Raw genomic sequence first — 26,254 nt, 5'->3', positions numbered from 1 at the left:
TGCCTCGACCGTGTATCAGGTCAGCTGCCTCGCCACCGCCGAGATCATCACCAGCCCGCCGGTGATCACCGCGACGTCCAAGATCGCGGTGTGGATGTGCACCGGCATCCGCTCGACGAAGGCTTTTGCGAGGAACGCACCGGGGATCGCAATCGCGCCGATCAGCAGCGCGAAGGCGAGCACCTGCGCGGTCACAGCACCGGCAAGGCCGAACACCGAGATTTTGATCAGGCCGGTGCCGAGCGAGATCATCGCATCGGTTGCGATCACGGCTGCGCCTTCGAGGCCGGCGGCCATCAGCAGCGACAGCAGGATCACGCCGGAGCCCGAGGTGCCGCCGACCAGCACGCCATAACCGATCGAACCGGCGGCAAGGCCGGTGTCGCCGATCCTGACCTCGCGGCGGCGCAGCACGCGGCGCAGCGGCACGCTCAGGATCAGCATGGAGCCGATCACGAGCGCCGCGCCCGCATTGGTCAGCCGCGTATAGCCATAGGCGCCGAGCGCCGTCGTCAGCGCCGCACAGAGAAGCACGATCAGCGCGCGGCGGCGGTCGGCATGGCGCAGATAGGCGATGGCGCGGCTGCAATTGGTGAAGATGGCGGAGATCGCGATGATCGGCACCACGGGCTCGGCGCCGACCAGCGGCACCAGCACCAGCGGCATCAAGGCGCCGGTGCCGTAGCCGGCGAGACCACCGATGATCGAAGCCAACAACGCCATCAACGCGACCAGCAGGAGCTGCAGAATCGAGATGTCGGCGAAGCCTGAAACGATGGTCACGTTTTCTCATCGCGGCTGACGCGTGCCGCAGCTTGATCGGCGATGGAAGCGAGCGCCGCTTGCTCTAGTGGAAAATCCGCCGCAAGCCAAGCGTCCTCGGCGAGCGTCAACACGTGTCCGAGCGAAGGTCCTTCCGCCATGCCGCGCGCGATGAAATCGGCGGCCTTCAGCGGAAATTTCGGCGCAGTCCAGCGCTGCGGCAGCTCGGCGAGCGCACGCCATCGCGACGATCCGACGTCGCCGCCGGCCCGCGCCCAGGCCAGCAACACGCGATCGTGATAGCGCTCCGCGCCGAGCCGATAGAGCAGCCGGCGTGCATCGGCCTCATCCTTGGTGACCAAGCGCCACCAGCGATGCCCCATCGAATCCAGCGCCTTGGTCTCGGTATTGGAGAGCCGCAGGCGCGTGGCGACGCGCTTGGCATCCTCGGTCACGGCAACCGTCAGCGCGGCCAGGCGCCGCGTGGCATTCGCCGGCAGGCTGAGCTCGCGCTCGATCGCGATCATCGCCGACAGCGGACCTGTATAGACGACGCCCCCGGTCAGCGCCTGCAGCAATCCGCCCTCGGCCATCGCCAGCGCGGCCGCGGATGCACCGCCGGCGACCAGCAGCTTGAGCATCTCCATGCGCACCCGCTCGGCGGAGAGGTTAGCCAGGCCCGCGCGTCCCCGGATGCAGGCGAGATAGCCGTCGCGGTCTGGCTCGCCGGCGCCGAAGGCGGCGTGGATGCGGAAGAAGCGCAGGATGCGCAGAAAATCCTCGGCGATGCGCTGGCCGGGATCGCCGATGAAGCGCACGCGACGCGCTCTGGCGTCCGCGATCCCGCCGACATAGTCGTGCACGACGCCATCAGCATCGACCGACAGGCCGTTCATGGTGAAATCGCGCCGCTCGGCGTCCTTCACCCAGTCGCGGCCGAATGCGACCTTGGCCTTGCGGCCGAAGGTTTCGGTATCCTCGCGCAGCGTCGTCACTTCATAGGGATGCCCATCGATGACGAGCGTGACGGTGCCATGATCGATGCCGGTCGGCACGCTCTTGATGCCGGCGGCCTTGGCGCGCCGCATCACTTCGTCCGGCAACGCGGTGGTCGCGATGTCGATGTCACCGGGCTTAAGACCGAGCAGCGCGTTGCGTACCGCGCCGCCGACCACCCGCGCCTCCTCGCCGTCAGTGCTGAGCAGTTCCAGGACACGCGCAGTCCCGCCTGCGGTCAGCCAGGGCGCATGGACAAGTAAAGGCTCCGCGATCATCCGTCGGCCCCGATCTTTCCACGCCCGGCACGAGCTTGCCGTTCTCGATATGAGCGGGAACGTAGGTCGAATCCGGCGCCGCGCCGGAGAAATGCGCGAGGCCGATCAACCCCGCGATCACCAGCACGATCGCCGCCAGCGCAAGGCGCGCGACGATCGCAACCGGCCAGGAAGATCGCGCGAACAGGCCGGTCCGGGTGGCGGCCAGGAACAGCGCATAGACGGCAAAGGGGATGAGGAAGATTCCGATCTCGGTCAGAACCGGCCGGATCATGATGAATAGATCCGCTCATAAAGCACACGCAGCATACCCGCCGTCGCACCCCAGATGTAGCGTTCCGCGAACGGCATCGCGTAGTAGAACCGCTCCATGCCGCGGAATTCCTTGCTGTGCACCTGGTGGTTCACCGGGTTCATCAGGAAGGATAGCGGCACTTCGAACGCGTCATCAACCTCGGAATGGTTGATGGTGAGCGCAAAGCCCGGTCTGACCCTCGCGACCGTCGGCAGGATGCGAAAGCCGAAGGCGGTGCCGTAGAGATCGAGATAGCCGATCGGCTCGACGAAGTCGCGCGACAGCCCGACCTCTTCCTCGGCCTCGCGCAGCGCCGCATCGAGCGGGGAGGAGTTGGTCGCGTCGATCTTGCCGCCGGGAAAGGCGATCTGGCCGGCATGGTCGTTGAGATGCGCCGAGCGCTGCGTCAGCAGGATGGTCGGCTCGGGATGGTCGACCACCGCGATCAGGACCGCCGCCGGTCGCACCGGCTGCTCGCGCGCGATGATCTCCAGCATCTTGTCGGTGCCGGGATCGCCCGAGGCGGGAATGATGTTCGGATCATAGAGGCCGGGTGGGACGTCGAAGCCGAGCCTGGCCCTGGAGCGGGCGAAGAAATCCGCCGCGCTGAGCGCGACCGGATCGTTCTTCAGGATAGTTTTGTTCAAAGCGCGGCCCTCACCTGCTCCGCGTCGGCCATGGCGAAGAATTCGCCGGCCGAACTCGACGCCGAACATCGGCTGGCCATCGACCATCCGCTCCTCGCCCATGTCAACCAGATCGTAATAGAGCGCGCGGGTGACCTTGGCCCAGAGATCGGCGCGGACATGTAGATAGGGCGTCAGCCCGCCGTCCTTCGCCTGCTCGAAGCGCAGCCGGTGCGCGGCATCGCAGGTGACCCAGTCGTCGACATTGGTGCGGAAGCTCAGCACGCGGTGGCTGCCCTCGCCGTGCTTCAGCATCTCGACCGCCATGAACGGCGCGTCGTCGACGCGAATGCCGACCTTCTCCACCGGCGTGACCAGGAAATGCTTGTCGCCCTCGCGCTTGAGGATGGTGGAGAACAGGCGGACCAGCGCGTGACGTCCGATTGGCGTCCCCATGTAGAACCAAGTACCATCGGAGGCGATTTGGATATCGAGATCCCCGCAAAACGGCGGATTCCACAGATGCACCGGAGGCAGGCCCTTTTTGGCGCCTTCGGCATTGGCAGCGCTTTTGGCGGCGGCAGTCAGCCCCTCGAGACCGCGATCGGCACTCTGCCCTTGGTTCGCCATGGTTTGCCCTGACTTTGTCATTTGGCACGATTGGTGCCGGTCTACGTTGTACCTCGGTGAGCGGTTCCACTCCGGATGAGTCCGGTGTGCGAGGTCGCCACTTCGTGATGCCGTACATAACCCGAAGCCGATAAGGTGGGGATAGGTTAATTCAACGAATACATGGCCTTCCTGCAAGTCTAGCATAGGGCCCATGATCCGACGGATGGCCTGACGTGATGTGCTGAGGTGAAGTGCTGACGTGACGACGCAGGCAAGCCGCGTGGCAGGCTGAAGGAGCGAGCGAATGGCGGAAAGTGTCGAGAAACTCGAGGACGGTATTGTCCGTTCGGCCGAGCAGGTGTCGGGCCAGATTCGCGCGGCGAAGGAAGCGATCGCATCCGTCATCTTCGGCCAGGATCGCGTGATCGAGAACACTCTCGTCACCATCCTCTCCGGCGGTCATGCGCTGCTGATCGGCGTCCCCGGCCTCGCCAAGACCAAGCTGGTCGAGACGCTCGGCGTCACGCTCGGCTTAGATGCCAAGCGCATCCAGTTCACGCCCGATTTGATGCCGTCAGACATTCTCGGCGCCGAGGTGCTAGACGAGAGCACCGCGGGCAGGCGTGCCTTCCGCTTCATTGCAGGCCCGGTGTTCGCGCAGCTCCTGATGGCCGACGAGATCAATCGCGCCAGCCCGCGCACGCAGTCGGCGCTGCTGCAGGCGATGCAGGAGCAGCACATCACGGTTGCGGGTGCACGCCATGACCTGCCGAAGCCGTTCCATGTGCTCGCCACGCAAAACCCGCTGGAGCAGGAAGGCACCTATCCGCTGCCCGAGGCGCAGCTCGACCGCTTCCTGATGGAGATCGACGTCGATTATCCCGATCGCGACGCCGAGCGCCGCATCCTGTTCGAGACCACCGGCGCCGAGGAGACGCTGGCCAGGGGATCGATGACCGCCGATGCGCTGATCGCCGCGCAGCGGCTGATCCGCCGCCTGCCGGTCGGCGACTCCGTGGTGGAGGCGATCCTGTCGCTGGTGCGCTCGGCCCGTCCGGGTCCCGACGCCGGCGAAGCCGGCAAGTTCATCGCGTGGGGACCCGGCCCGCGCGCCAGCCAATCGCTAATGCTGGCCGTGCGCGCGCGTGCGCTGATCGACGGCCGTCTCGCGCCCTCTGTCGACGACGTGCTCGACCTCGCCGAGCCCGTGCTGAAGCACCGCATGGCGCTGACGTTCCAGGCGCGCGCCGAAGGACGCACGATTCCGGACGTGATCCGGCAATTGAAGACACGGATCGGTTGATGGCGGCAGAGAACGGGCACACAGCAAAGGAGATCATAGCGATCCGACGTGCCGATGGCGAAAGCCGCACGCTCGCCGCTTCACTGCCGCGCCTGGTGCTCGAGGCCCGCCGTATCGCCGCCAACGTCATCCACGGCCTGCACGGAAGGCGCCGCGCCGGCTCCGGCGAAAGTTTCTGGCAGTATCGTCGCTTCGTCTCGGGCGAGCCGTCGCAGAACGTCGACTGGCGGCGTTCGGCGCGTGACGACCATCTTTACGTCCGCGAGCAGGAGTGGGAAGCCGCGCACACGGTCTGGATCTGGCCCGACCGGTCGCCCTCGATGGCCTTCGCCTCCAAGACCGCGCGCGAATCCAAGCTCGAACGCACACTGATCGTCGCCTTCGCGCTGGCCGAGCTGCTGGTGTCCGGCGGCGAACGCGTCGGCATTCCCGGGCTGATGGCGCCGACCGCGAGCCGCAGCGTGATCGACAAGATGGCGCAGGCGATGCTGCATGACGACGCCGAACGCCTCAGCCTGCCGCCGTCCTTCGTGCCCTCGGCGCTCGCCGAGACCATCGTGCTGTCGGATTTCTGGTCGCCAATCTCCGAGATCAGGGCCACGCTCGCAGGGCTCTCCGGCTCCGGCGCACATGGCACCATGGTGCAGATCGTCGATCCCGCCGAAGAGTTGTTTCCGTACTCCGGCCGCATCGAGTTCGTCGAGCCGGAAGGGTTCGGCGTGATCACCGCCGGCCGGGCCGAGAGCTGGGTGCAGGATTACACGACGCGGCTCACGCTGCACCGCGACCAGATCCGCGCCGAAACCAACAAGCTCGACTGGCTGTTCACCACGCACGCGACCGACCGCTCGGCCGCCGAACTGCTGTTGTTCCTGCATGCCGGCCTGCAGGTGAGCAAGTCGGGCACGCGCACCACGACGATCAAGGCGGGGCCGGCCGCATGACGGGATTGCCGCTCGCCTTCACCGAACCGCTGCTCCTGATCGGCCTCGTCAGCCTGCCCGTGCTGTGGTGGCTGCCGCGGGTGATGCCGCCGCGGCCGCGCCGGATCGAGTTTCCGCCGACGCGGCTGTTGTTCGACATCGCGCCGCGCGAAGAGACACCCTCGCGGACGCCATGGTGGCTGACCGCATTGCGCCTGCTCGCGGCCGCGCTGGTGATCTTCGCCGCCGCCGGCCCGATCTGGAATCCGCAGACGGGTCTTGCCGGCAGCAAGGCGCCGCTGATGATCATGTTCGACGACGGCTGGAGCGCGGCGTCGCATTGGGACGTCAGGATCAGGGCCGCCGACGAAGCTGATCGCCAACGCCGACAATGACCGCCGCGCCATCGCGCTGGTGCCGCTGTCCGAGCCGAACCGCGACATCACCCTGATGCCGGCGGGTGCGGCGCGCGTCGCGCTGCGCCAGCTCGCGCCAAAGCCCTATTCGATCGACCGCGTCGAGACCCTGGCCGCGATCGATCGTTTCCTCAAAGCGACCGGCGACTGCGAGATCGCCTGGCTCTCCGACGGCGTCGACACCGGCCGCGGCGAGGAATTCGTAGCTGGCCTCGGCAAGACCATCGGCGATCGCAGCCTGACCGTGTTTGAAGGCGGCACCTCGGCGCCGCTAGCGCTGGTTGCGGCCGAGAACGCCGCCGCCAGGATGACGGTGAAGGTGCTGCGCACCGACAGCGGCATCGCCGTCGGCACCGTGCGCGCGCTGGACCAGAAGGCCTCGCCGATCGGCGAAGCCCGCTATTCGTTCGGCCCGCAGGACAAGGAGACCGACGCGGCGTTCGATCTGCCGGTCGAGCTGCGTAACGACATCACGCGGCTCGAGATCTCGGGCGAGCGCTCCGCCGGCGCGGTGCAGCTGCTGGACAAGCGCTGGCGCCGCCGCGCCATCGGCATCGTCTCGGGCTCGACCAGCGAAACCGCGCAGCCGCTGTTGGCGCCGACCTTCTATCTCACCCGCGCGCTGGCGCCGTTCGCCGACGTGCGGCTCGCCGACAAGGGCTCGCCGCAGCAGGGCATCACCCAGTTCCTCGACCAGAAGCTGCCGATGATCATCCTCGCCGATGTCGGCACCATCGCGCCTGAGCTGCGCGAGCGCCTCAATGCCTGGATCGACCAGGGCGGCGTGCTGGTGCGGTTCGCAGGGCCCCGGCTGGCGCAGGCCGAAGACGATCTCGTGCCGGTCAAGCTGCGCAAGGGCGGCCGCACGCTCGGCGGCAGCCTGACCTGGGAGAAGCCGCAGCATCTCGCCTCCTTCGCCGCCGACGGTCCGTTTGCCGGCGTCGTGGCCCCCAAGGACGTCACCGTGAGCCGCCAGGTGCTGGCCGAGCCCGACGCGGTGCTCGCCACCAAGAGCTGGGCCTCGCTGGAAGACGGCACGCCGCTGGTGACCGGCGAGCATCGCGGCAAGGGCCTGGTCAGCCTGTTCCACGTCAGCGCCGACATGCGCTGGTCGGATCTGCCGATGTCAGGCACTTTCGTCGAAATGCTGCGGCGGGTGGTCGACATGTCCGGCTACACCGCCAAGCCCGGCGCCGGGGTCGCGGCCGAGACGACCGCCGAGACGGTGGCGCCGCTGCACATCCTCGACGGCTTCGGCGCCTTCGGCCCGCCGCCGGCCACCGCAAAACCGCTGCCCGCGGATTATCGCGACCGCGCCACACCCGATCATCCGCCGGGCTTCTATGGTCCGGCCGAAGGACCGCTCGCTGTGAACACGCTTGCCGCCGCCGACCGCATCGCAGCCCTGAACACCGCGAGCCTGCGCGCCCGGCACGCCACCTACACCAACGCCGAGCCGCGCGATTTGCGCGGCTGGCTGTTGTCGACGGCGCTGGCATTGTTCCTGATCGACGCCATCATCGTCGCGCTGCTCGGCGGCGGGATCGCCGCGCTGCTGCGCCGCCGCGCTGCGCCAGCGATGATCGTCTTCGCGCTGGTGCTCGCGGGCGTCGCGGCGTTCTCGCCGACGCCAGCGCGCGCCGACGGCGCCGCCGACGAGTTCGCGATGAAGGCGGTGTCGCAGACCCGCCTCGCTTATGTCGTGACCGGCAATGCCGACGTCGATTCCATCGTCAGGGCGGGGATGAACGGGCTGACGCTGTTCCTGGCGCAGCGCACCGCGCTCGAGGCCGGCGACCCCGTCGGCGTCAATCCCGCGCGCGACGAGCTCGCCTTCTTCCCGCTGATCTACTGGCCAATCGTGCCCGGGGCGCCCAAGCCGCCGCAGGATGCCATCAACAAGATCGACGCCTACATGAAGCAGGGCGGCACCGTGCTGTTCGACACCCGCGATGCGATCGAAGCACCGCCCGGCGCGAACGGCGCGGCGCAAACGCCGGCCATGCAGACGCTGCGCGAGATCCTGTCCTCGCTCGACGTGCCCGAGCTCGAGCCGGTGCCGCGCGAGCACGTGCTGACCAAGACCTTCTACCTGCTGCGCGACTTCCCCGGCCGCTTCGTCACCGGCCAGACCTGGGTCGAGACCCTGCCGCGCGACGAGGACGAGGACAGCGCGCAGCGGCCGGCGCGCGGCGGCGACGGCGTCTCGCCGATCATCATCACCTCGAACGACCTCGCCGGCGCCTGGGCGGTGCGGCCCGACGGCCAGGCCATGCTGCCGGTGACCGGCGGCGATACCCGCCAGCGCGAATTCGCCTACCGCGCCGGCGCCAACATCGTGATGTACACCCTGACCGGCAACTACAAGGCCGACCAGGTGCACGCACCCGCCCTGATCGAACGGCTCGGGCAATAGGATAGATATGAATTACGGCATCGCGTTCACGCCGCTTGTTCCCGCGATCGTCCTCTGGCTTGCGCTGGCGGCGATCGTCATCGTCGCGCTGGTGCTGTTGCTGGCGCGCGCACGCGGCGCGGCCGTGCGCGTCGCCGCGCTGGCGCTGTTCCTGCTGGCGCTCGCCAATCCCTCCTTCACCCGCGAGGACCGCGATCCCCTCACCTCGGTCGCCGCCGTCGTCGTCGACAAGAGCCCGAGCCAGAACTTTGGCAACCGCAATCGCGAGGCCGCGCAAGCGCAGGAAGCGCTGGTCGACGGCCTGAAGAAGATCAAGGGCCTCGAAGTCCGCGTCGTCGATGCCGGACAGGCCGACGGCGAGACCGACGGCACGAAACTGTTCGGCGCCCTCGCCTCGGCCTTGTCGGACGTGCCGGTCGACCGCGTCGCCGGCGCGTTCCTGATCACCGACGGCCGCGTCCACGACATTCCGGCGAACGCCGCCGCGCTCGGCTTCCAGGCGCCGGTGCAAGCGCTGGTCACCGGGCAGAAGGACGAGCGCGACCGCCGCATCGCGATCACGGCAGCGCCGCGCTTCGGCATCGTCGGGCAGACCCAGACCATCAGCTACCGCCTCGACGACCAAGGCGTCTCCGGCGAGCGCGCCAAGGTCACGGTCCGCCGCGACGGCGAGGTCATCAACGAGCGCACGCTATCGAGCGGCCAGGCCGCAAGCGTCGACGTCGACATCAAGCATGCCGGCCCGAACATCGTCGAGATCGAGGCTTCGCCGCTCGAACGCGAATTGACGCCGGTGAACAACCGCGCGGTCGTCGCCATCGACGGCGTGCGCGACAAGCTGCGCGTGCTCTTGGTCTCGGGCGAGCCGCATTCCGGCGAGCGCACCTGGCGCAATCTGCTCAAATCCGACGCCAGCGTCGACCTCGTGCATTTCACCATTCTGCGTCCGCCGGAGAAGCAGGACGGCACGCCGATCAACGAATTGTCGCTGATCGCGTTTCCGACCCGCGAGCTGTTCCAGCAGAAAATCAACGAATTCCAGCTGATCATCTTCGACCGCTACGCCCGCCAGGGCGTGCTGCCGATCGCCTATTTCGACAACATCGCGCGTTATGTGCGCTCCGGCGGCGCGGTGCTGGTCTCGGCCGGCCCCGACTACGCCTCCAACACCAGCATCTGGCGCACGCCGCTGGATTCGGTGTTGCCGGCCGAACCCGTCGGCGTGACGGAAAAGCCGTTCTATGCACATCTGTCCGACATCGGCAAACGCCATCCCGTCACGCGCGGGCTGGAGGGCTCGGGATCCGAGCCGCCGCACTGGAGCCGGTTCTTCCGCACCGTCGACACCCGCAATGCGGTCAACCCGCCGGTCATGACCGGCGTCGACGGCAAGCCGTTGTTGTTCCTGTCGCGCTTCGGCGAGGGCCGCGTTGCGCTGCTGCTGTCCGATCACATCTGGCTATGGGCGCGCGGCTATGAGGGCGGCGGCCCGCATCTCGACCTGCTCAGGCGGATGTCGCACTGGCTGATGAAGCAGCCGGATCTCGATGAAGAAGCGCTGCGCCTCCAGGTGCAGGGCAAGGATCTCGTGGTGGTGCGCCAGACCATGTCGGACAGCGTCCAGCCGGTGAACGTGACCTCGCCGTCGGGCGTGTCGCACGACCTGACGCTCAGCCCCGGCGATCCCGGCGAGTGGCGCGCCAGCCTGCCGGCGAACGAGCTCGGCCTGTGGCAGGCGACAGACGGCACGCTGAAGGCGCTGATCAATGTCGGCCCGACCAATCCGAAGGAGTTTTCGGAAGTCACCTCCACCACCGAGACATTGAGGCCGCTGACGCAGGCAACCGGCGGCAATGCCGTGCGCGTCGTCGACGGCAACAGCGTCGAGCTGCCACGCATTCTGCCAGTGCGCTCCACCAGTGTCTTCCATGGCGACGGCTGGATGGGCGTGCGGATGCGCGACGCCAGCGTCGTGAAGGGCGTCGGCGTGCTGCCGATCTTCGCCGGCCTGATCGGCCTGTTGCGTGCCGCTCGGTGCCTTCGCCGCGACCTGGGTCCGCGAAGGGCGCTGATCTCTTGGTCGCGGGCTCGTTCAACCTCTCCCGCTTGCGGGAGAGGTCGGCGCGAAGCGCCGGGTGAGGGTTCTCTCCAAACAGGGGTTCTCGCCTTTCGGAGACCCCCTCTCCCAGCCCTCTCCCGCAAGCGGGAGAGGGAGCGCACCTTCTTCGTTGCTGCATCAGGCCTAATCTCAATCCACTCTAGTTGCCGGAACGACACATCGGGTCGGCGGCCTGCGCGCGCCGGTCCGCCTGCCGTTGACATCCCCTGACCGATCGGGCGATGTTACATTGTAACGCCGCGATGCCAGGGGATTGGCCGCGCGGTGTGGGGCACTTTCGGATGAAATGGGTTCGGTCAAATGTGAGGCACGCCGCCCGGCTCGCGCTGTTCGCGATGCTGGTGCAGTTCGCGCTGACGTTCGGCCACAGCCACTGGTTCGCGCAGGCCGCGCCCCTCGCCCAATCCTCGCTGCAGCAGGCGGACAGCGCCAAGGGCGTTGCTGCGATCGATCGCGCCGCGGTCCAGAAGCAATGGCCCGCCCGTCCTGACCGCGAGCATTCGGGCGAGGACAATTGCGCCATCTGCGCCATCATTGCGATGGCGGGCACCGTTTTATCGGCAACGCCGCCCGTGCTGGCTGCTGCCGCAGGCGATCGAACTGCTCCACCGCACCACCGATGCCGAATTCATCCATCTGAAATCGGCCGGCACGGCGTTCCAGCCCCGTGCCCCTCCCGCCTCCTGACCTCCAACGCTTGATCACGCCCAGCCTCGCCGCATGGCGGCGAATGCCCGGGAGAAGTTGAAGTCGAATTCCGTCGCGCCGCGACGGCAGGCCGCCTCCGATCAACGGACCATCACGCGGACGGCCTGACTGGAATCAGGACCATGTCATTTCAATTGCGACGCGCGCAGCGCCTTGGCGGAGCAAGCTTGCTCCTGCTCGGCGTCGCCGCCACGCCCGCCTTCGCCCAAGAGCCGGCACAACAGCCTGCGCAAGACAAATCGTCGACCGAGATCCCGGCCGTGACCGTGACGGCGCCGAGCCCGATCGTGCGCCGAGCGGTGGTACCGTCCCGCAGCGCAGGTCGCGGCACGCGGACCGCGCGGGTGCGCAGCCGCCACCAAACGGCGGAAGCCCCGCCCGCAGCCCCCGCGCCCGCCGCGCCTCAGCAGGGCGTGCTGCCTGTTGTGACCAACCAGTTCGCGACCGTCACGGTGGTGCCGAACGAGGAGATCCGCCGCGAGGGCGGCGGTCAGCTCGGCGATCTCCTGTTCTCCAAGCCCGGCATCACCGGCTCGAGCTTCGCGCCCGGCGCCTCCAGCCGGCCGATCATCCGCGGCCTCGACGTCAACCGCGTCGGCATCGTCGAGAACGGCACCAATTCCGGCGGCGCGTCCGATCTCGGTGAGGATCATTTCGTCCCGATCGATCCGCTCGCCACCAACCAGGTCGAAGTGGTGCGCGGGCCGGCGGCGCTGCGCTACGGCTCGACCTCGATCGGCGGCGTCGTCAGCGCCACCAACAACCGGATTCCGGATGCACTGCCGTCCTGTGCGCCGTCATTCCAGACCTACGGCCTGCCGACCAAGGCCCCGCTCGCGAGCGCCGCGACCTCGCCTTGCGTCACCGCCGAGACGCGCACTGCCTTCAGCTCGGTCGATCGCGGTGTCGAAAGCGGCGTGCTGCTCGATACCGGCGGCGGCAATTTTGCGTTCCATGCCGACGCCTATGGCCGCACGACCTCCGACTATTACATCCCGAGCTATCCCTATCTGACCGATCAGTCGCGCCCCGTGAACGGTCGCCAGCCCAACACGGCGACGCGCTCGGACGGCGCCTCGATCGGCGGCTCCTACTTCTTCCAGGGCGGCTATATCGGCGCGTCGATCACGCAGAACGACTCGCTCTACCACATCCCCGGCATCGACGGCGCCGACCACAACACGCGGATCGACGGCCACCAGACCAAGATCAACGTCAAGGGCGAATACCATCCCGACGCGGCCGCGATCGACGCTGTCCGCTTCTGGGCCGGCGCGACCGACTACCGACACAACGAGATCGGTCTTGCCGATCCCGCTGACCTGAGCAGCGACGGCATCAGGCAGACCTTCACCAACAAGGAGCAGGAGATCCGCACCGAGGTGCAGCTGATGCCGTTCAACGCCCGCTTCGCCGAGGTGACGACGGCGCTGGGCTTCCAGGTCGGGCATCAGGAATTGAGCGCGCCGAGCCCCGACAATCCCGGCACGCTGTTCAACGGCCTGTGGGACCCCAACAACAGCACGCGCGTTGCCGGTTACGCCTTCAACGAGTTCAAGTTCACGGAGGCGACGCGGGCGCAGATCGCCGGCCGCATCGAACATGTCGAGCTGCACGGCACGACGCCGGACTTCCCCGCCGATTACCTGCCCGACGGCACGCCGCAGACGGCGATCTCGCGCAATCCGTCCTTCACGCCGAAGAGCGGCAGCATCGGTCTGTTGCAGGACCTGCCGGGCGGCATGGTCGGCAGCATCACCGCACAATATGTCGAACGCGCACCGAAGGCGGCCGAGCTGTTTTCCCGCGGCGGCCACGACGCGACCGCGACCTTCGACATCGGCAATCCGAACCTCACCATCGAGACCGCGAAATCGGTCGAGCTCGGCGTGCGCAAGGCGACGGGGCCGTTCCGCTTCGAGGCGACGGTCTACTACACGCATTTCGACAATTTCATCTTCCGCCGTCTCACCGGCGTGTCCTGCGACGACGACTTTGCGTCTTGCGGCACGCCGGGCGCCGAGCTGAACCAGGCGGTCTACTCGCAACGCAATGCGAATTTCCGCGGCGGCGAATTCCAGTCGCAGCTCGACGTCGGCGCGTTCCAGGGCGGCATCTGGGGCATCGAGAACCAGCTCGATTTCGTCCGCGCCACCTTCAGCGACGGCACCAACGTGCCGCGGATTCCGCCGCTCAGAATGGGCGGCGGCGTGTTCTGGCGCGACGACAACTGGCTGATGCGCGTCAACCTGCTGCATGCCTTCGCGCAGAACAACGTCGCGGTGATCGCGGAGACGCCGACGGCGGGCTACAATCTGCTGAAGGCCGAGGTCAGCTACAAGACCAAGCTCGACCGCAATTGGTTCGGTGCACGCGAGATGATGGCCGGCATCGTCGGCAACAATCTGCTCAACGAGAACATCCGCAACTCGGTGTCCTACACCAAGGACGAGGTGTTGATGCCCGGCATCGGTGTCAGGGCATTCGCGAACTTCAAGTTCTGATCTCGCGTCAGTCGGGGCCTACGGGCCCCGACATACATTGTCATTGCGAGGAGCCCTTGCGACGAAGCAATCCAGGCTGCCTTTGCGGAAAGATTCTGGATTGCTTCGCGGAGCCTGTCATCGGGCCGCGCTTTGCGCGGACCCGGTGGCTCGCAATGACGGTGCACGAGGCAACGCCGCGCTTCCAATTCACAGCGTCGTAGCCCCTACCCTGCCCGCGCCTTTCTCCAGTCGGGACCGACCGCCCCCGACATGCCCTCGAAAGCGCCGTCGACGAGCTCGAACACCAGGATACGGGCGGCGTCGACCGGGCCCGGCATGGTGACGCGGCCCTTGGGGACCGGCTTGAAGCCGACCCGGCTGTAATAGGGCTCGTCGCCGACCAGGAGCACGATGGCGTGGCCTTTTTCCTTGGCATCCTTCAGCGCGCGCTCCATCAACAGACGGCCGATGCCGCGGTCGCGGAACGGCGGCTCGACGGTGAGCGGCCCCAGCAGCAGCGCCGGCGTGTCGCCGATCAGGATCGGCAATTGCCTGACCGAGCCGACCAGCAGCGTGCCGATGCGCGCGGTGAAGGACAATTCGAGCAGATGGTCGACGTGCTCGCGAATCCGGTAGGCGCTGAGCACGAAGCGGCCGGGACCAAAGGTGCGCTCATGCAGCCGTTCGATCGCCTGGGCGTCGCCGGCGGCCTCAGGAAGGATGGTGAGTGAGAGATCGGTCATGTCAGTTGGCGGGATAGCACCTGAACGCAGCGCGGTCCATCGGGCAGCAAAGATGCTCAGTTCCTTTTCAGCGCCGGCGGGAGAGGTATTCTGACTCGCCGGTCTGAATCCATTGAACGACCAGCACAGCCCGCCCTCAGCGCCACGTCGCAATCAGGGGCGTGCCGCCCAGCACTTCCGCGATCCGCAGCCGTGTGCCGGGCGTGGTCCCCTCGGGCAGCGCCGTGATCGCGAAGAACCCGCATTCGACGATCTCGTGGTTGGGCGCGGGCAGGCGGTCCTGGCTGAACTGCCTGACCACGTAGACCGCGACATGGTCGCGGCGGGAGACGTGGCTGTTGAGGAAGATGCCGTGCAGCACGGCGTCTCCGATCAGATCGATGTCGCCCTCCTCCTTGAGCTCGCGCCGTAGCGCGTGCGCCATGGTCTCGCCGAAATCGACGCCGCCGCCGGGCAGATACCAGCCGCTGACGTAGCTGTGCCTGACCAGGAACACCCGGTTCTCCGCATCCAGCACCACGGCGCGGACGCCGAGCGTCATGCCGCGGACCAGCAGGAAATAGACATGGAAGATGCGCCGCAGCAGCGGCTCGAATTTTCGTCGAATGGTGTTCAGACGTTCTCCCATCAGGTTTTCCTTGACGCCCCCTTTTGAGGCCCTGCTTGCGCGCCGGCTGCGACCTTGCCATTACAGCGGAGCAATAGCGAGGCAATCGCGCGCCATGGCCCCCTTTACGCTCGCCCATCTGTCCGATCCGCATCTGCCGCCACTGCCGAAGCCGCGGCTGATCGAGCTCGCGGGCAAGCGCGCGCTCGGCTACGTCAACTGGACGCGCAACCGGCACAAATACCAGCGCCGCGAGGTGCTTGACGCGCTGGTTGCCGACATGAAGGCCCAGGCGCCCGACCACATCGCGGTGACGGGCGATCTCGTCAACCTGGCGCTGGAAGCCGAATTCGCGCCGGCCCTGGCCTGGCTCGAAAGCGTCGGCACGCCCGACCGCGTCACCGCGATTCCCGGCAATCACGACGCCTATGTCAGCGCGACACGTCATCGCTTCGGCGAGACGTTCCTGCACTACATCGCCGCGGACACGCCCGATACCGTGGCTTTCCCAGCCGTCCGCCGGCGCGGACCGCTGGCGCTGATCAGCCTGTTCGACGGCGGTGCCGACCCTGCCGCTGATGGCGACGGGCACGCTCGGGCGCGATCAGCTCGCGTCGCTCGAACAGGTTCTCGACCGGCTCGCCGCGGAAGACGTCTTCCGCGTGCTGCTGGTGCATCATCCGCTGAAATCCGTCGCGCGCCAGAAGCGGATGACGGACGCGGCCGAGCTGCTGGCCCTGTTGAAACGCCACGGCGTCGAGCTGATCCTGCACGGCCACGACCACATTCATTCGACGATGTGGTTCGAAGGCCCGAACGGCAACATTCCCGCGCTCGGCGTGCCATCCGCCTCCGCGCTCGCGCACGGACGCTACCCGGCGGCGGCGTATAATCTGTTCACGATCGAGAAGGACAATGCCGGCTGGCGCTGCGAGCATACGGTGCGGAGCCTGGGGGCTGGATTCCAGATCGAGCAGATCAAGCATGCGCGGTTGATCTAGTTCACCGTCATTGCGAGCGCAGCGAAGCAATCCAGAGTCCCGCCGCGGAAGAATTCCTGGATTGCTTCGTCGCAAGGGCTCCTCGCAATGACGATGGAGAGAGCCTCACCAGCTCCGCAGGGCCGCCAGCACGGCGACGCCGAACAAGGCGGCGGCGCCGAGGATGAAGCCAAACGCGAACGGCCACAGGCGCGAGCGGCGCGGCGGCTCGGTGGCCGGTGCTTGCGGTTCGGGCGGGACCACCATCGCATGCTCGCGCTCGATCATGCGGCGCGCCACATAGTCGGTGACGGCCTCGACGATAACAGCGGTGTCGTGCGATTCGGCGAGCACGATGCGGCCGAAGCGGGTGTCCTGGACGAAGCGGTACATCCGCTTGTCACGCCCCATCATGATATGGGCGACGACGTCGATCCAAAGCCTGGGCGTATCGCCCTGGCTGATGCCGCGGTCGAACAGGTCGATCTTATCAGGCACCTGCGCGAACAGGGGATCGAGCGCGTCATTGAGGATCTCCAGCCGGGCCACCTCGGCGTCCCTGAGATCGACGACGACACCGGTCCGGTCGGCGGCCTCGATCCGGGCGCGCAACAGCGCATCGCGCAGCCGCACCGGGCGCGGCTGGCTGGGATGGATTCCGCTGGTTTCGGGCTCTGACATTGTCGGCCTCGTCCTCAAACACCATGGTTAACCTATCAGCAACCACAGCGCCCGCAAAGGGTCCGCAATTCCAGATACTTACGCGCCCACAGACGTTTAACCTGTGCCAAAAACAGACGATCCCACCCAGGCAGGGCCTGGATGGGACCATCCGTCCTTGGACGTCTTCTTGATTCAGTGCGTCAGGCCGGGACCCGCGACGGCTCTTCCACAATGGAGAAGCGGACGCCGGCCTTGTGGCGGCTCTCCTCCGACACCTCGCGCCAGCAGTCCTCGGCTTCCTTGCGGGTCTTGAACGGACCTTTGACCTGGGCCGAGCCTTCCACGAGCTTGTGGAAGTTCATCGAACCGAACTCGCCGCCGATCACCCAGAAATTGCTGCCTGTGGTCATTGTCAGTCTCCTGTCCAATAGCGTGATGCGTTAGCCGAACTGGTTCATGGTGTTGTGGGCGCCGCCCGCCTTCAGGGCAGCCTCGCCGGCGAAGTACTCCTTGTGGTCGTCACCGATGTCGGAGCCGGCCATGTTCTGATGCTTCACGCAGGCGATGCCCTGACGGATCTCGGCGCGCTGGACATTCTTGACGTAGCCGAGCATGCCCTGCTCACCGAAGTACTCGCGAGCCAGATTATCGGTCGACAGCGCCGCCGTGTGATAGGTCGGCAACGTGATCAGATGGTGGAAGATGCCGGCACGCTTGGCCGAATCCGCCTGGAAGGTGCGGATGCGCTCGTCGGCTTCCTTCGCCAGCGGCGTGTCGTCATACTCCGCCTTCATCAACTCGGCACGGTTGTACTGGCTGACGTCCTTGCCGGCTTCCTTCATCGCGTCGTAGACCTGCCAACGGAAGTTGAGGGTCCAGTTGAACGACGGCGAGTTGTTGTAGGCCAGCTTCGCATTCGGAACGACCTTGCGGATGCGGTCGACCATCTTGGCGATCTGCTCGATATGCGGCTTCTCGGTCTCGATCCAGAGCAGGTCGGCGCCGTTCTGGAGCGAGGTGATGCAGTCCAGCACGCAGCGGTCTTCGCCGGTGCCGGGGCGGAACTGGTAGAGGTTGGAGGGCAGCCGCTTCGGACGCATCATCTTGCCGTTGCGGTTGATGATGACGTCGCCATTGCGGGCATTCTCCGCCGTCACTTCCTCGCAATCCAGGAAGCTGTTGTACTGGTCGCCGATGTCGCCGGGCTTGTGGCTGACGGCGATCTGCTGCGTCAGGCCGGCGCCGAGCGAGTCGGTGCGGGTCACGACGACGCCGTCTTCGACGCCGAGCTCGAGGAAGGCGTGGCGGCAGGCCCGGATCTTCGCGAGGAAGACTTCATGCGGCACGGTGACCTTGCCGTCCTGGTGGCCGCACTGCTTCTCATCTGAGACCTGGTTCTCGATCTGGAGCGCGCAGGCGCCCGCCTCGATCATCTTCTTGGCGAGCAGATAGGTCGCCTCCGCATTGCCGAAGCCGGCATCGATGTCGGCGATGACGGGCACGACATGGGTCTGGAAGTTGTCGATCTTCTCGATCAGCTCCTTCTCCCTGGTCTTGTCGCCTTCCTTGCGCGCCTTGTCGAGCGCGCGGAAGATGTCGTTGAGCTCGCGGGAATCCGCCTGACGCAGGAAGGTGTAGAGTTCCTCGATCAGCGCGGGCACCGAGGTCTTCTCGTGCATCGACTGGTCGGGCAGCGGGCCAAATTCGGAGCGCAGCGCGGCGATCATCCAGCCCGAGAGATACAGGTAGGTGCGATCGGTCTTGCCAAAATGCTTCTTGACCGAGATCAGCTTCTGCTGGGCGATGAAGCCGTGCCAGCAGCCCAGCGACTGGGTGTACTTGGTGGGGTCGCCGTCATAGGCGGCCATGTCGGCCCGCATCAAGGCCGCGGTGTAGCGGGCGACGTCGAGGCCGGTCTTGAAGCGGTTCTGCAGGCGCATGCGTGCGACCGCCTCGGCCGTCACCCCGTTCCAGGTCGGCTGGGTCTTAAGAAGCGTCTGAGCCGCCTCGACCTCGCTCTGATACGACGCCGGGCGCAGAAGGGGGCTGATGCCGCGGGGTTGATAATTCATGGCCTGATCCTTTTCGCTGACGACGGCCGTTTTGCCGTCGACATTTTTGACAGTGCATTGCGAAATGCGTCTCAGGAGCTAAACGCGAAAACGGAAACTTCGTACAGACGCCTTGTTTTTTATTGGTGATGTCATGTAACATCGGAACATGTAATAGATGTTATTTTGTAAATCTTGTAAATTATAGGTCAGCGACGCTGTCCTTAATGCGCACGAGGACCTGAGAGGAGATCTGAGAAATGGCCGCCGATTCCGGCAAGAAACTCTTCGTCGGCCCGCGCTTCCGGCGGATCCGGCAGCAATTGGGGCTGTCGCAGACCCAGATCGCCGAGGGACTCTCAATCTCGCCGAGCTATGTCAACCTGATCGAACGCAACCAGCGCCCGGTGACGGCGCAGATCCTGCTGCGGCTGGCCGAGACCTACGACCTCGATCTGCGCGACCTCGCCACCGCCGACGAGGACCGCTTCTTCGCCGAGCTGAACGAGATCTTCTCCGATCCCTTGTTCCGCCAGATCGACGTGCCCAAGCAGGAGCTGCGCGACCTCGCCGAGCTCTGCCCGGGCGTGACCCATGCGCTGCAACGGCTCTATGCCGCCTATACCGAGGCGCGCCAGGGCGAGACGCTGGCGGCCGCGCAAATGGCCGATCGCGACGTCGGCACGCGTTATGAGGCCAATCCGGTCGAGCGCGTGCGCGAGCTGATCGAGGCCAACCGCAACTATTTCCCGGAGCTGGAGCAGGCCGCGGAAAATCTTCGCGACGAGTTGAACGTGCCGGCCGAAGGGCTCTACGCGGCGCTGGCCGCACGCTTGCGCGAAAAGCATTCGATCCAGACCCGCATCATGCCCGTCGACGTGATGCGCGAGACGCTCCGGCGGTTCGACCGCCACCGCCGCCAGCTGCTGATTTCCGAGCTGGTCGACCCGCCTGGCCGCGCATTCCAGCTCGCCTTCCAGCTCGGCCTAGGTGAATGCGCGCAGCATCTGGAGACTATCATCGGTCGATCTGGTCCGCTCGACGACGCGCCGCGGCGGCTGTTCCGCATCACGCTCGGCAATTACTTTGCAGCCGCTGTCATGATGCCCTACCCGGCATTCCTCGCCGCAGCCGAGGCGCTCAATTACGACATCCATGTGCTGGCGCAGCGCTTCAATTCCGGCTTCGAGCAGGTCTGCCATCGCCTCACCACCCTGCAGCGACCGAACGCGCGCGGCATTCCGTTCTTCCTGCTCCGTGTCGACAATGCCGGCAACGTCTCGAAGCGCTTCTCCTCCGGCACGTTCCCGTTCTCGAAATTCGGCGGCACCTGCCCCTTGTGGAACGTGCATTCGACCTTCGACACACCGGACCGCCTGCTCAAGCAGGTGATCGAGCTTCCCGACGGCACGCGCTATTTCTCGATCGCGCAGATGGTGCGCCGCCCGGTCGCGCCGCATCCGCTGCCGCAACCGCGCTTCGCCATCGGCCTCGGCTGCGAAATTCGCCACGCCGCGCGCCTGACCTATGCCGCGGGCATCGACCTGGAGAAGACCGAGGGCACGCCGATCGGCGTCAACTGCCGCCTCTGCGAGCGCGAAAACTGCGCCCAGCGCGCCGAGCCACCGATCACGCGCACGCTGATCCTGGACGAGACCACACGGCGGGTGTCGAGTTTCGCGTTCTCGAATGCCAGGGAGTTGTGAGGCTGCAGAGTTGCAAGGCGCGGCTCCACGTTTGGCGAAAGGCGCGCGCCACTCGTTCCGCTGTCATGCCCCGCGAAGGCGGGGCATCCAGTACGCCGCAGCCCATCGGCTCAACCACAGCCGTCACGGCGTACTGGATCGCCCGGTCAAGCCGGGCGATGACAGTTGAATGTGTGGCGGCAGCCTAAACCGCTACGCCAGCGTGTGCACGATCACCGGCCCGGCCGCAGCACTCGCATGGCCCGCCAGCAGCGGCCCCAGATCCTTCTCGATCCAGGCGATCGCGCGCCGGTTCGCCTCCTCCGCCTGCTCGAACTTGTCGAAGATCGAGATCGCGGTTACCGTGTCGTCGCCGGCATAGACGACGTAATAGGCGCGGAAACCGTCGACGTCGCTGATGATCGGAACGGCGCCGTCCTTGATGCGGCGCGCCAGCTCTTCCGCACTCCCGCTTTTCGCCTTGGCCTGACGGATGGCGGCATACATGGCATCCTCCTTCCGGCTACTGATGTGAGGGCCTGGTGCCCGGAGCGGATGTTACGCCGAAGCGCGCCGCCAATCCACGCTTGGTTAACCCCGCCCTAATCCGCCTCCGCGATCTGCAACCAAGGATTAAGCACGCCTCAACATCGGTGCCTTAGTCTTGCCCCACTCACTTTTCGCAAACAACGGTGGCCTATCCTGCCGGGCGAAGTGAGATCAGGGGGTTCATCATGCGCATTGCGTTGCTGCTGACCGCAACCATCGTCGGCGCGCTCTTCGCCAATCCATCCATTGCCGGATCGCCCGATGCGTCCACTGACGCAGCGCAGCCGCTGCCGCCGGGCTTCCAGAGCTACCGCGGCTACATGTTCGATCTGTCCGAGAATCGCGACCGCAAGGATGTCGACAAGCTCACAGACAATTTAAAGAGCCAGATTGACGTCGTCGAAGGCGTCGGCCTGTCGCCGCGCGTGCTGCGCTTCTTCCACACCGTTCCGATCGTCGCGAGCGAGCTGGCCTGCCTCGACGAAGGTGCCGCGACCGCGTGCTACGGCCGGGTCACGCCGGACATCCAGCGCAGCGCTCCCCGGACGCTGACGGTCTGGGACCCCAGCAAGCAGCGCTGGACCAATCCCAATGCCATCGATCTCGCGGTCGATTCGGGCCTCGGCGTGATCATGCTGCGGCCCGACATGATGCGCTACGAGAAGGAGGCCGTGCTGCTGCACGAGCTCCTGCACGCCTATCACGCGCGGCTGTTGCCGGACGGCTATGCCAACAAGGGCGTGATCGCCCACTATGCCCTGGCCAAGTCCAAGGACCTGCTGCCCAAGGAATCCTATGCGATGAAGAATCCCATGGAGTTCTTTGCCGTGACCGCGAGCATCTTCCTCTCCGGAAAGAGCGAATTCCACGATCCGAAGTCGCGCGAGACGCTCAAGGAGAAGATGCCGGACTACTACAAATACCTGGTCGGCGTATTCGGTTTCGATCCCGACCCGACAGCCTCGAGCGGTCCCGTCGCCTCGCTGAAGTGAGGCAGACGTCGCGCGTCCTGCGCCAGACCACATCAGAGCCGCGCGAAATGCGCGGCTTTTTTGTTTTGTCAGCCGGAAGCTGCGGATGACGCCTCCGCGGCAATTGCCAAGGCGGAGCCCGATCTGCATAGTCCCGCCCGCATCGATACCGTTTTCGAAGGGGATAGAACAACATGGCGGACGCCGACCTGGATGTCGTGATCCGGCAACTGGCCAGACAGCTGCATACGGGCCTGATGACCCGCGCCAAGGAGCGGCGGGATCGCTTCAACGGCCTTGCGGCCAAGGCCAAGGGCAAGGAGACCAGCGACCGCTTCAAGATGATGGCCAAGGCCACCCTGGAGCAGGCCACCGCCGCCGCCAAGCGCCTCCAGATGTCCGCCGACAACGTCGCCGACAGCTACGCCCGCGCCATGCGCCTCGCCGCCAGCACGCCGGTTGCGGCCAAGGTGGAGAAGACGGCGAAGGAAGAGAAGCCGGCGAAGAAGGCTGCCAAGGCGAAGAAGGCGAAAGCGAAGAAGGCGAAGTAAGGCGCGGAGCTCGCACTTCACCTCGCCCCGCTTGCGGTCCGCTTGCGGGGAGAGGGAGAGACTCCCATCACCTTCTCGGCGCGGCGAGCCGGGTCGGCTCGACATTCGAAAGCTCGGCGAGCTTGGCGCGCGCGGCTTCGCGGGTGCGGGCGTCCTTGCCGGGCGGCAGTGCCAGCGTGGCTTCGAAATCGGCACGTGCATCGTCGGTCTGGCCATGGGCGAGGAATGCGAAGCCCCGGTCGAGGCGGGCCTGCGCATCCAAGGGATCGAGGCGGACCGCGGTGCTGTAGCTCAGGATGGCGCGGTCGAGATCGCCCTTGGCGGCGAGCGCGAGACCGCGCTGGTGATAGGGCCCGGCGAGCTTGGGATCATGCGCGATCGCCTCGTCATAATCCGCAATCGCAAGCTCGAGGTCGCCGTTCTGCCGACGCGCCAGCGCCCGGTCGCGATAGAGCGAGGCGCGGTTGGGATTGAGGTGGATGGCCTCGTCGAAATCGGCGATCGCCCGCCTGAAGTCGCCGTGGCGCAGCGCGATCCGTCCGCGACCCTCATAGGCGAAGGCGATCAGCGAGCCGCGCAGCGGCGAGAAGCCGATCACGGCCGAGCAGATGTCGGGATCGTCCTCGTCGCCGCAATTGACGACCATGTGCGTGGACAGCCCAATGAGCACGCAAAGGACGATCAGCAATGGTACGGCAGCTCTGGTCATCTTCGACGCTGGCCGGCTGAGGTCCGGCCACGCATCCCCTTTCGAAGAAATGGTCTCGCCGCGGTGTTAGCACCGGCGCCGGGGAATTTGTGTGCGCCAGGTCACAAAGCCTGGCGCAAATTCCAGCCGGTTCCGCGTCAGCCCCAAGGACCACGTGAAGGACCGCGTGAAGAGGAGCGGCCCCACGGGCTTCGCGGCGGATAGTTCTCGTTGGCGCCGACCGACGGTGCCTGCGCGCCGAGCTCGGCCGCGAGCTGTTGAAGCGCGGCGATGCGGTTCTGGGTCGAGGGATGGGTGGCGAACAGATTGTCGACGCCGTGGCCCGACAGTGGATTGATGATGAACATGTGCGCGGTCGCGGGATTTCGCTCCGCTTCCAAGTTCGGCACCTGATGCGCGGCGCTCTCGATCTTCATCAGCGCAGACGCCAGCCACATCGGCTGTCCCGCAATGCGCGCGCCGAAATTGTCGGCGGCATATTCGCGCGTGCGGCTGATCGCCATCTGCACCAGCATGGCGCCGAGCGGGGCGAGGATCATCATCAGGATCGAGCCGACGATGCCCAGACCATTGTTGTTGTCGCGATTGCCGCCGAAGAACATGCCGAACTGCGCCAGCATGGAGATCGCGCCGGCGATGGTCGCGGTAACAGTCATAAGAAGCGTGTCGTGATGCTTGATATGCGCGAGCTCATGCGCGATCACGCCGGCGAGCTCCTCGCGGCTGAGCTGGTTCATCAGGCCGGTGGTGACGGCAACCGCGGCGTTCTCGGGTTGCGTCCGGTCGCGAACGCGTTGGGCTGCGGCTCGTCCATCAGGAACACGCGCGGCATCGGCAAGCCGGCGCGGCCGGCAAGCTCGGCGACGAGACCGACCAGCTCGGGCGCGCTGGCACGGTCGACCTCATGGGCGCCGTACATCGAGAGCACCATGCGATCGGAGTTCCAGTAGGTGAAGAGATTGGTCGCGGCGGCAATGACAAGCGCGATTATGGCGCCCGAGGCACCGCCGATCAGATAGCCCACGCCCATGAACAGGGCAGTGAGGCCTGCGAGCAGCATTGCGGTACGAAGATAGTTCATGGCCGTCTCCTGGCGCGGCCGCGCCGCTGGAGGCATTGCAGGCCGGCAAGCCTGAGGTAGGGATGACCCCGGCCCGGGTGCAAGGTTTCAAGGTGCGTCGCGGGGCCGCGGCTATTGTAGGAAGAGGTCATTCGGGGTCACCCAATGGGCCCGGAATGACGAAGGGAATGGCTCGGCCGCTTTCATTGCTTTAGACTGCGACAGATTCCTCCTCCCCTCCGGAAATCTCATGCTCCTGACCCGATGTGCGATCGCGACCATTGCTCTCGTCGCGTGCTCCTTTGCTGCCTCCGCCCAGTTCGCGCCAACGCCCGCCAAGCCCGCAGCGCCGAAGGCGCCCTCGCCGCGCGCGGCATCGTGCCACAATGGCGCGAGCTTCGATCGCTTCCTGGCCGACGTGAAGCAACAGGCGGTGGCCGCCGGCGTGTCGCAGCGCACGATCGCGGAGGCCTCGCCGTATCTCGTCTACGACCAGGGCATCGTCAACCGCGACCGCGGCCAGCGCGTGTTCGGTCAGCTCTTCACCGAATTTGCCGGCCGCATGGCCGCGCCCTATCGCATGCAGAACGGGCAGCAGCACATCAAGCAATACGCTGCCGCATTCGCGCGCGCCGAAAAGGAATATGGCGTGCCGCCCGCCGTGATCGCCGCCTTCTGGGGGCTCGAGAGCGACTTCGGCGCCAACATGGGCAATCTGCCGACGCTGAAATCGCTGGTGTCGCTCGCCTATGATTGTCGCCGCTCCGAGATGTTCGTGAACGAGACCATCGCCGCGCTGAAGATCATCGACCGCGGCGATCTGCATCCCGAGGAGATGATCGGCTCCTGGGCCGGCGAGCTCGGGCAGACGCAATTCCTGCCCGTGCATTATGTCAACTACGCGGTCGACTATGACGGCGACGGACGGCGCGACCTGCTGCGCTCGGGTCCCGACGTGATCGGCTCGACCGCGAATTACATCGCCAATGGATTGAAGTGGCGGCGCGGCGAGCCGTGGTTGGAAGAGATCAAGGTGCCGCAAAACCTGCCGTGGGATAAGACCGATCTCACGGTGCGAGAGCCACGCTCGACATGGGCCCAGCTCGGGGTGACCTATCCCGACGGCCGGCCGCTGCCGAACGACAATCTCGCGGGGTCCGTGCTGCTGCCGATGGGACGCTTTGGGCCGGCCTTCATGGCCTATGCGAATTTCGCGGCTTACACCGAGTGGAATAACTCGCTGATCTATTCGACCACCGCGGGCTATCTCGCCTCGCGCATCGCCGGCGCCCCGCCAATGCGCAAGCCAACGACGCCGGTGGCGCAGCTGCCGTTCAACGAGCTCAAGGAATTGCAGCAATTACTGGTGCGTGCCGGCTTCAATGTCGGCAAGGTCGACGGCGTGCTGGGCCAGCAGAGCCGTGCCGCGGTGAAGGCGATGCAGATCAAATACGGCTTGCCCGCCGATTCCTGGCCGACCGCGGAGCTCTTGGCACGCATGCGCGGCGGCACGGCGCAGGCGCAGCCGGCGAGCGTGTTGCGATAGCGGTCCATCCGCTGTCATGCCCCGCCACCGGGTCTCGCCTTCGGCGAGCCCGATGACAGGCTCCGGCGGGGCATCCAGTACGCCGCGGCCCATCGGTTCAGCCACAGCCGTCTCGGCGTACTGGATTGCCCGGTCCCGGCTCCGCCAAAGGCTTCGCCGGGCATTCGGTATTGGGCCGGCGAAGGTTCAGCGAAGACGG

The 26,254-nt window shown here is 66.2% G+C and carries 17 protein-coding genes and 7 pseudogenes; 11 read left to right on the top strand and 13 right to left on the bottom strand.

The genetic code is table 11. From position 1 onward, the window contains the following. Positions 1–15: 15 nt before the first annotated feature. The 5 genes and pseudogenes from ACSKB8_RS42965 to ACSKB8_RS42945 all read right to left on the bottom strand — a co-directional run bounded on the left by ACSKB8_RS42965 (position 16) and on the right by ACSKB8_RS42945 (position 3,587). A complete protein-coding gene (locus ACSKB8_RS42965) occupies positions 16–783 on the bottom strand; it encodes a TSUP family transporter (RefSeq protein WP_438111471.1) in 768 nt (255 codons plus the stop codon). Beyond that, entirely contained in the window at positions 780–2,036 is a 1,257-nt protein-coding gene (locus ACSKB8_RS42960) for a CCA tRNA nucleotidyltransferase (RefSeq protein ID WP_438111469.1), read from the bottom strand. The genes ACSKB8_RS42965 and ACSKB8_RS42960 overlap by 4 nt, the downstream gene beginning before the upstream one ends. 13 nt (positions 2,037–2,049) lie before the next feature. After that, positions 2,050–2,310 (bottom strand): annotated as a pseudogene (locus tag ACSKB8_RS42955) (DUF6111 family protein); the annotation flags it as partial. Next, complete coding sequence (locus tag ACSKB8_RS42950) at positions 2,307–2,978, bottom strand: CoA pyrophosphatase (protein WP_438111467.1); 672 nt, start codon at positions 2,976–2,978, stop codon at positions 2,307–2,309. The pseudogene ACSKB8_RS42955 and the gene ACSKB8_RS42950, both read right to left, overlap by 4 nt. Further along, positions 2,975–3,587 (bottom strand): annotated as a pseudogene (locus tag ACSKB8_RS42945) (DUF1285 domain-containing protein). The gene ACSKB8_RS42950 and the pseudogene ACSKB8_RS42945 overlap by 4 nt, the downstream one beginning before the upstream one ends. Positions 3,588–3,873: 286 nt before the next feature. Here ACSKB8_RS42945 and ACSKB8_RS42940 point away from each other — a divergent pair. From ACSKB8_RS42940 to ACSKB8_RS42915, 6 genes and pseudogenes are all read left to right on the top strand, one after another. Continuing rightward, positions 3,874–4,872 (top strand): AAA family ATPase, encoded by a 999-nt coding sequence (locus ACSKB8_RS42940; protein ID WP_128935621.1) that lies wholly within the window; start codon positions 3,874–3,876, stop codon positions 4,870–4,872. Continuing rightward, positions 4,872–5,816 (top strand): DUF58 domain-containing protein, encoded by a 945-nt coding sequence (locus ACSKB8_RS42935; RefSeq protein ID WP_438111465.1) that lies wholly within the window; start codon positions 4,872–4,874, stop codon positions 5,814–5,816. The genes ACSKB8_RS42940 and ACSKB8_RS42935 overlap by 1 nt, the downstream gene beginning before the upstream one ends. Further along, positions 5,813–8,627, top strand: a pseudogene (locus tag ACSKB8_RS42930) (DUF4159 domain-containing protein). The gene ACSKB8_RS42935 and the pseudogene ACSKB8_RS42930 overlap by 4 nt, the downstream one beginning before the upstream one ends. Before the next feature lie 7 nt (positions 8,628–8,634). Continuing rightward, positions 8,635–10,699: pseudogene (locus tag ACSKB8_RS42925) on the top strand (hypothetical protein). Positions 10,700–11,027: 328 nt separating this feature from the next. Further along, positions 11,028–11,433, top strand: a pseudogene (locus ACSKB8_RS42920) (DUF2946 family protein). Between the two features lie 143 nt (positions 11,434–11,576). Next, positions 11,577–13,958, top strand: a complete 2,382-nt coding sequence (locus tag ACSKB8_RS42915; RefSeq protein ID WP_438111463.1) for a TonB-dependent receptor — start codon at positions 11,577–11,579, stop codon at positions 13,956–13,958. Between the two features lie 206 nt (positions 13,959–14,164). Here ACSKB8_RS42915 and ACSKB8_RS42910 read toward each other — a convergent pair whose 3' ends face one another. Both ACSKB8_RS42910 and ACSKB8_RS42905 read right to left on the bottom strand, forming a co-directional pair. Continuing rightward, positions 14,165–14,683 carry a GNAT family N-acetyltransferase gene (locus tag ACSKB8_RS42910; protein WP_438111461.1) on the bottom strand — a complete coding sequence of 173 codons (519 nt, stop codon included), beginning with the start codon at positions 14,681–14,683 and terminating at the stop codon, positions 14,165–14,167. 136 nt (positions 14,684–14,819) lie between these two features. Then, positions 14,820–15,311 carry an NUDIX domain-containing protein gene (locus tag ACSKB8_RS42905; protein WP_438111459.1) on the bottom strand — a complete coding sequence of 164 codons (492 nt, stop codon included), beginning with the start codon at positions 15,309–15,311 and terminating at the stop codon, positions 14,820–14,822. A gap of 94 nt (positions 15,312–15,405) precedes the next feature. Between ACSKB8_RS42905 and ACSKB8_RS42900 the strand changes: the two are divergent. Then, positions 15,406–16,291 (top strand): annotated as a pseudogene (locus ACSKB8_RS42900) (metallophosphoesterase family protein). A 105-nt stretch (positions 16,292–16,396) separates the two neighbouring features. Here ACSKB8_RS42900 and ACSKB8_RS42895 read toward each other — a convergent pair. The 3 genes from ACSKB8_RS42895 to ACSKB8_RS42885 form a co-directional block, all read right to left on the bottom strand. Then, positions 16,397–16,951 (bottom strand): hypothetical protein, encoded by a 555-nt coding sequence (locus tag ACSKB8_RS42895; RefSeq protein ID WP_438111457.1) that lies wholly within the window; start codon positions 16,949–16,951, stop codon positions 16,397–16,399. 182 nt (positions 16,952–17,133) lie between these two features. Continuing rightward, positions 17,134–17,343 (bottom strand): DUF4170 domain-containing protein, encoded by a 210-nt coding sequence (locus ACSKB8_RS42890; RefSeq protein WP_128935631.1) that lies wholly within the window; start codon positions 17,341–17,343, stop codon positions 17,134–17,136. Between the two features lie 30 nt (positions 17,344–17,373). Beyond that, complete coding sequence (locus ACSKB8_RS42885) at positions 17,374–19,005, bottom strand: isocitrate lyase (protein ID WP_438111455.1); 1,632 nt, start codon at positions 19,003–19,005, stop codon at positions 17,374–17,376. 239 nt (positions 19,006–19,244) lie between these two features. Here ACSKB8_RS42885 and ACSKB8_RS42880 point away from each other — a divergent pair, with 239 nt between their 5' ends. Beyond that, positions 19,245–20,690, top strand: a complete 1,446-nt coding sequence (locus tag ACSKB8_RS42880; protein WP_438111454.1) for a helix-turn-helix domain-containing protein — start codon at positions 19,245–19,247, stop codon at positions 20,688–20,690. A 192-nt stretch (positions 20,691–20,882) separates the two neighbouring features. Here the strand turns inward: ACSKB8_RS42880 and ACSKB8_RS42875 are convergent, their stop codons facing one another. Next, the gene (locus ACSKB8_RS42875) at positions 20,883–21,176 is read right to left on the bottom strand and encodes an antibiotic biosynthesis monooxygenase (protein WP_014497428.1); all 294 of its coding nucleotides are present in this window, start codon (positions 21,174–21,176) and stop codon (positions 20,883–20,885) included. Between the two features lie 227 nt (positions 21,177–21,403). On the opposite strand from ACSKB8_RS42875, the gene ACSKB8_RS42870 reads away from it, so the two are divergent. Beyond that, positions 21,404–22,210 (top strand): hypothetical protein, encoded by an 807-nt coding sequence (locus ACSKB8_RS42870; RefSeq protein WP_438111451.1) that lies wholly within the window; start codon positions 21,404–21,406, stop codon positions 22,208–22,210. Positions 22,211–22,383: 173 nt separating this feature from the next. Further along, complete coding sequence (locus ACSKB8_RS42865) at positions 22,384–22,740, top strand: hypothetical protein (RefSeq protein ID WP_370990682.1); 357 nt, start codon at positions 22,384–22,386, stop codon at positions 22,738–22,740. A 67-nt stretch (positions 22,741–22,807) separates the two neighbouring features. Here the strand turns inward: ACSKB8_RS42865 and ACSKB8_RS42860 are convergent, their stop codons facing one another. Further along, positions 22,808–23,449, bottom strand: a complete 642-nt coding sequence (locus ACSKB8_RS42860) for a tetratricopeptide repeat protein (RefSeq protein WP_438111449.1) — start codon at positions 23,447–23,449, stop codon at positions 22,808–22,810. 137 nt (positions 23,450–23,586) lie between these two features. Further along, positions 23,587–24,530, bottom strand: a pseudogene (gene htpX, locus ACSKB8_RS42855) (zinc metalloprotease HtpX). A 229-nt stretch (positions 24,531–24,759) separates the two neighbouring features. On the opposite strand from htpX, the gene ACSKB8_RS42850 reads away from it, so the two are divergent. Beyond that, positions 24,760–26,055 carry a lytic murein transglycosylase gene (locus ACSKB8_RS42850; RefSeq protein WP_438111447.1) on the top strand — a complete coding sequence of 432 codons (1,296 nt, stop codon included), beginning with the start codon at positions 24,760–24,762 and terminating at the stop codon, positions 26,053–26,055. Positions 26,056–26,254: the final 199 nt, after the last annotated feature.

The organism is Bradyrhizobium sp. BR 1432, from assembly GCF_051547705.1.
GTDB lineage: Bacteria > Pseudomonadota > Alphaproteobacteria > Rhizobiales > Xanthobacteraceae > Bradyrhizobium > Bradyrhizobium zhanjiangense.
Note: the sequence above shows the minus strand (reverse complement) of the source record. Positions and strands in the feature narration are given on the sequence as shown.